Origin of the sequence: Pedobacter sp. CFBP9032, assembly GCF_034045265.1 — a bacterium.
Classification (GTDB): domain Bacteria; phylum Bacteroidota; class Bacteroidia; order Sphingobacteriales; family Sphingobacteriaceae; genus Pedobacter.
Genome location: NZ_JAXCWE010000017.1, coordinates 63,894 through 69,980 on the forward strand (window position 1 = coordinate 63,894; position 6,087 = coordinate 69,980).

Here is a 6,087-nt window from a genome sequence, read left to right on the forward strand (position 1 = left end):
ACTGAGTTAAGCTAGTGTTTGATTATAATGTGATTCATCAAAGGAAATTAGAATCGCATGGCCATCCTTTTCTATAATCGGGCGTTTAATGGCACTGGTATTTTTTACAAGGTATGTAATGGCTTTTTCCTGGTTATCGATATTTGCCTGCTCTTCTTTGGTTAATTTCTTCCAGGTTAAGCCCTTACGGTTTAATACGGTTTCCCAACCAAAAGTATCACACCATTTATTTAGTTTTTCTGGCGTAATTCCTTTTTTCTTGAAATCGTGAAACTCGAAATCGACATGGTGGGCTTTTAACCAGTCGAGTGATTTTTTTACAGTGTTGCAGTTTGGGATTCCGTAAACGATCATTTTAGTGCTAAGTTTTACGTGATGAGTTTTAAGTTTAATTTGAATGACGAAGATAATAAAGAGTTGTAAGTTTTCCCTAACAAGTTTAAAGGGCTGTAAGTTGTACGTGATAAGTTAGAAGTGATAAGTTATAAGTTATAAGTTATAAGTGAAAACCGTAAAAGTGATAAGTTGTAAGCGATAAGTTAAAAATCAGTACTTACCACCTAGAACGTACAACTTAAAACGTATAACATAAAACGTACAACGTAAATAGTTCATCACATTTTTTCAGCTATCCATCACATTTTAAGTTTCAAATAAAGAAGTCTTTGTAGCATTGTAGTATATAAAAATCAATATGTACGTCTTATCAGGAAACGTTGCCGATTCAAAGGCAAAAAACATTAACCAGCTGGAATTCTGGATTTCTACTACTCTTTACATATTAGCATTGATTGGTATTTGCACTTCTACCAGTTATGGAACAGGTAATGCTTATCGGTTTGCCGAACAAAACCTTGATTATAGCGTAGTAAGAAATTTCTTTCTTCCGGAAGTTTTTAAAATAAGCATTCTTTACATCAGTTTTTTACTGATCAATTTTTGCTTTATGCCACAACTTGCCAAAAAGAACAATATCACCTTAAATGTAATCCTTTCGGTATTAATTACAGCATTCTCTATTGTTATTTGGATGGTGGCAAACACCTATTCGCAAGCCGATCGATTGGTGGAAGAAGATAATATAGGCCATGGTTACGATATTTTATTCGGCGAAGCTTTTACTTATATTTTCCTTCTTTATCTTCTTTTTAACATTTATGCCTATTTCAGTGAAAAAGGGCTTGCGTTGTTAGAAAAGATATCCTTCTTGAAGCATTATAACAAAAGTATTTTTATAGAGATTTTCACTTCTATGAAAATCTGGTTAATTACAATGATGGTCTTTGCTGTTGTATTTTCGCCTACACGTGATTATGAAATTGTGGTGGTTTGGGTAATTGCACCACCGGTTAATATTGCTTTTACTTTTTTATCCATTTATTACATCATCCCTAATCTCCGCAAATCTGGAAAAAAGTTTGGCCGTTATTTTTGGGGAAATGTAGCTTTAACAGCAATGATTTGTCTTTTATTGCTCTTGCTGCTAATTGGTTTTATGCGCAACGGGCCTGCTATACCAATTGCCTTAATTCTAACTTCAATTTGTATGATTTGTATCGCTACACCATTTGCTTGGTATATTTATAAAAATAAATTCGAGAAGCAAACAGAGATACAAATGTTGAAAACCGAATTGGGTAAATCAGATGCAAGTTTGAATTTTCTAAAATCTCAGATCAATCCACACTTTCTATTCAATGCTTTAAACACTTTATTCGGAACTGCTTTGCAGGAAAATGCCGAAAGAACCGGCGAGGGAATTCAGAAGCTTGGCGATATGATGCGGTTTATGCTTCATGAAAATACTCAGGATAAAATTTCGCTCACCCGTGAAGTGGAATATCTTAATAATTACATTGACCTGCAAAAATTACGTACCTCCCGCTCTGCCGATATTAAAATTGATACTCATATTGAGGAACAGATTAATAACCTGCAGATTACACCGATGCTGCTGATTCCATTTATTGAAAATGCCTTTAAACATGGCATTAGTCTGCAACAGCCTTCTTACATCAAGATCACGTTGCAAACAAAAGAAAGTACATTATATTTTGATATCAGCAATAGCATTTATACGAAGACAGATCATGATCCTGAAAAACTAAAAAGTGGCATCGGACTTGAAAATGTAAAACAAAGGCTTTCCTTACTTTACTATGGAAAACATGAGCTGATTATCCGTGAAACGGCAAAAGAATTTTTTGTTCATTTAACCTTACGATTGGATTAATCTAATCCTTATCTTGCTGCTTTGAATAATTAAAAGATGATTGCTATTGCCATAGATGACGAACCCATTGCACTTGATATTGTAAAATCACATGCAGTAAAAGTTCCTTTTTTAGATCTAGTAGAAACATTTACAGATGCTTTCCTGGCGATCAGTTTTTTGCAACACAATAAAGTTGATTTAATTTTTCTGGATATTAAAATGCCAGACATTAGCGGAATAGACTTCTTAAAAAGCTTAAGCAACCCACCAATGGTAATTTTTACCACTGCCTATACTGAACATGCCGTGCAAAGTTTTGAGCTCGATGCAATTGATTATCTATTAAAGCCTTTTTCCCTTTCCCGCTTTTTAAAGGCTTGTAACAAGGCGCAGGAACTTTATAACCTGAGAAACCAAAAATCGGAAGCTAAAGCAAGGCACATTTTTATTAAAGACGGTTATGAACAAATTAAGGTAGCGTTAGATGAAATTCTATATATTGAGGCTTCAGGGAATTACACGCAAATTCAACTTCAAGATAAGTTGGTAAGTTCGAGAATAACCATCAATGATTTGGCAGAACTTTTGTCAAAAACTGATTTTATCCGTTGCCACCGTGCATTCATTGTTCCGAAAAATAAAATATCCAAATTCGACCGTAGCCAAATTTGGATAGGAAATAAAATTATTCCAATCGGCGCCACTTATACGGGCATACAGTTAACTTAATTATGGTTTAACATTCAGCCATAATCCGTACAAATGTGTGGTAAATTCCAGAGCATACATACTTTGCAATGTTAAATAGGAGTAACATTCTTAAATGCTGACAGGTAGACTTTCCAGATATTAAATTCTTTCTACTTATTGTGAGTAATATTATATCTTAGCTACATCATACCTATTCAATTAAACATCCCAATTAAAGTTGATATAACTGGGATATTTAATTATGATAAAAAACAAACCTAAACTCACCAAATCTTTTAGAAACTTTCTCCTTTTCGCCGCAGTATTACTGCTTCCGTTTTTAAGCTCCAATGCTCAAATTTATCCGGTACAGGTAATGCCCGTGCTGGTGCCACCATATTCTTTAAATACGAGTGATTACTATAACGGCACTACCGAACGCCTGGCTGTTGTGCTCACCAATACCGATCTGCAAAAACCTGTGTTAAACGTCCGCCTGCGCATGTACATTGAAGGGCAGAATGCCAAATTGCAGAGCAGGGATGGTGTTTATTATCCCACCATTACACTCGATGCGGGTATTCCACAGCGCATCAGCCTCAGCGATTTGGCACCCTATTTTAATATAGATCACCTCAACTTCTCCGGCATAACCCGGGCCATGTATGCCCAGAGCGGCAAGCTGCCCGAGGGCTTTTATTCCTTCTGTTTTGAAGTGATAGAGGTTAATACAAGTCAGGTGTTAAGCCGTAAAAGCTGCAGCATGGCCTACATTACCCTATCAGATCCGCCACTGTTAAACCTGCCTTTAAAGGGCGAAAGCATAGCCAGCAGAGCCGTTCAGAACATTATTTTCCAGTGGACACCAAGGAATCTGGGTAGTCCGAACGGTGCCTTTAATACGGAATATGAATTTACATTAAAAGAGCTTTGGGATACTGGCATTGCGCCCGAGGCTGCTTTTGAGAGCACACAGCCCCTTTACCAGGTTACCGTTAGGCCAACTACGTTATTGATGGGACCAGCCGAACCACAGCTAATTCCGGGCAAGCGCTATGCCTGGCGGGTTAGGGCGGTAAGCACTTCGCCAACAGGCGAGCAGGCCGATAGTTATAGAAACAACGGTTTTAGCGAAATCTACTGGTTTACCTACCAAAGCGATTGCAAACCACCACTCGCCATTAATTCGAGTGTAAGCAGTGGGCGGGCGACTATTAACTGGACAGCCAATCCATCAAACGGAGGCATTCCTGCAGGCGGTTATACCCTGCAATACCGTGAACGCAGTTTAAGCAGCTCGAAATGGTACAGCGTAAATACGCTGGAAAACAGGGCTATGCTCTACGATATTAAGCCGGGAAGCACTTACGAATACCGCGTGGGCAGTAGTTGCGTAGCGGGTAACATCGGCATCGGGATAGATCAGGCAACTTACTCAGACATGCTTACGCTTGAAATCAACGGCAACCCGAAAGATACCGCTACGGTAAACTGTGGGATGATTAGTCCGGAGATTTCGATTACCAATCGAACACCCATACAGGCGTTAAACCATGGCGATTTAATTATGGCTGGTGGTTTTCCGGTAAAGCTGACCAAAGTAACCGGTGGTGGAAGTTTCAGCGGTGAGGGGTATGTAACCATCCCGATGCTGGGGCAGCTAAATGTTAAGGTTCGTTTTAGGGGCATACAGGTAAATACCGAAAGGCAGCTGTTTGGAGGGGTGATCGAGACGAGTTATGACCCGAATGAGAAACAGATAGCGGATGCCAAGGAAGTGTTTGATGATGTGAAAGATCTGGTTACTGGTATAATAGATAAACTCAAAGACCTGCTTAAGAACCCAATCAAAAATAGGGAAGAGATTGCCAAGGCAGAAAAAGAATTTGAAAGTGAGTATGAGAATACGCTTGATCAGTTGCCCATTACCAATGAGGAGAAGGAGGAAAGGATCGCCGTTTACCAGGAATTGTCAAAACAATTATACCTAGCGAGCAACAGTAGCGGTATTGATGAGGCGACAATACAAGCAGCTGGCGCATCTGAAAAGCTGGATGAACTGAAGGAAAGTGTTAAAACTGATTTGGAGAATGTCAAAAAAATCAAAAATGAACGAATTGAGAGTCTAAAAACAGGTGAATTAGCATTAAATGATTTACCAGATTATCCTTTTAACAATCATGGTGAAAAACAAAGTTACAGAGAAAGAATTCAAATTGGCACAGGCCTACACCAATTACCTCGATACGAATATAAATTAAAAAATCCCGAGGGTAAGCCATATTCTTCGGGGAAAGATGATGGGGAGTTATATAAATTTTGTTTGTTGCGATTTGTTGAGCCTAGGGAACATCTGATTAGTAAAGATTATTATTTAGATCCACGAATATTGTTAGTACAAAAAAGAATTGACTACTTTTTTACGCACCCACAACCCATTCTTTCTAGTGCATCCAAAAGTTCAACCTTAAAAATATATAATTTTGTTGCCGAGGCACTTACAAGCAATGATCGAAATCAAAATAACAAGGCTATTGCACAAATTAAAACAAATGATAATATTCTCTATAAAGTTAATTTAGCAGAAATTATTGCTTTAACAATAGCTGAAAGAAAAGTGCTGCTAGATTTGATAAAATCTGGAACGAGCTTAATTAGAAATGTTGTTCTTGATGCAACTAAACTAGGTGCGGATGATGCAACATTAGCCGCAGCTAGATGGATAAAGCCCGAGTCAGGATGGTATGATATAGTTGTACATGGTACACCTGATAATTTTATGGTCAATATAGGTAGTGGAAATTGGGTTAGTATTACTCATCGAGATTTATTAAAGTACTTAATTTCCAAAGGATATAATGGAAAAATACCAATTCGATTAATTTCCTGTAATACAGGTATTTTTCCTGATGCTATTGGAAAGAACTTAGCAAATAAACTAGGATTAGCGGTTAAAGCACCTAAAGGGTTAATAACTGTTTTCGAAGACGGTACATATAAAATATCAAATAATGCAGGTTGGACAATTTTTAAACCAGGTTTATGAAAATAATAGGATTAATTGAAGAACATAGTAATAGAAATAAATTTTCTCAGCCTTATAAAGAATTTAGAAAAGGCATTTTCAATAGTTCAAAACTACAAATATTGGATTATTTAAATCAAGGTGTTTTGTTTGCTAC

At 37.3% G+C, this 6,087-nt stretch carries 4 protein-coding genes; 3 read left to right on the plus strand and 1 reads right to left on the minus strand.

The features are described from left to right. Positions 1-6: 6 nt before the first annotated feature. Positions 7-354, minus strand: a complete 348-nt coding sequence (locus SOM16_RS21845) for a Spx/MgsR family RNA polymerase-binding regulatory protein (protein WP_320466119.1) — start codon at positions 352-354, stop codon at positions 7-9. Between the two features lie 340 nt (positions 355-694). Here SOM16_RS21845 and SOM16_RS21850 point away from each other — a divergent pair, with 340 nt between their 5' ends. The 3 genes from SOM16_RS21850 (at position 695) to SOM16_RS21860 (ending at position 5,951) form a co-directional block, all read left to right on the plus strand. After that, positions 695-2,233, plus strand: a complete 1,539-nt coding sequence (locus tag SOM16_RS21850; protein WP_320466120.1) for a sensor histidine kinase — start codon at positions 695-697, stop codon at positions 2,231-2,233. Positions 2,234-2,269: 36 nt separating this feature from the next. Beyond that, on the plus strand, positions 2,270-2,944 hold the full coding sequence (locus SOM16_RS21855; protein WP_320466121.1) for a LytR/AlgR family response regulator transcription factor: 675 nt from the start codon (positions 2,270-2,272) through the stop codon (positions 2,942-2,944). Positions 2,945-3,167: 223 nt separating this feature from the next. Then, a complete protein-coding gene (locus tag SOM16_RS21860; protein WP_320466122.1) occupies positions 3,168-5,951 on the plus strand; it encodes a fibronectin type III domain-containing protein in 2,784 nt (927 codons plus the stop codon). The last annotated feature ends 136 nt before the right edge of the window (positions 5,952-6,087 follow it).

Coding starts and splice junctions, on each gene's coding strand:
- SOM16_RS21845 (WP_320466119.1), bottom strand. CDS start 354: ATGATCGTTTACGGAATCCCAAACTGCAACACTGTAAAAAAATCACTC.
- SOM16_RS21850 (WP_320466120.1), top strand. CDS start 695: ATGTACGTCTTATCAGGAAACGTTGCCGATTCAAAGGCAAAAAACATT.
- SOM16_RS21855 (WP_320466121.1), top strand. CDS start 2,270: ATGATTGCTATTGCCATAGATGACGAACCCATTGCACTTGATATTGTA.
- SOM16_RS21860 (WP_320466122.1), top strand. CDS start 3,168: ATGATAAAAAACAAACCTAAACTCACCAAATCTTTTAGAAACTTTCTC.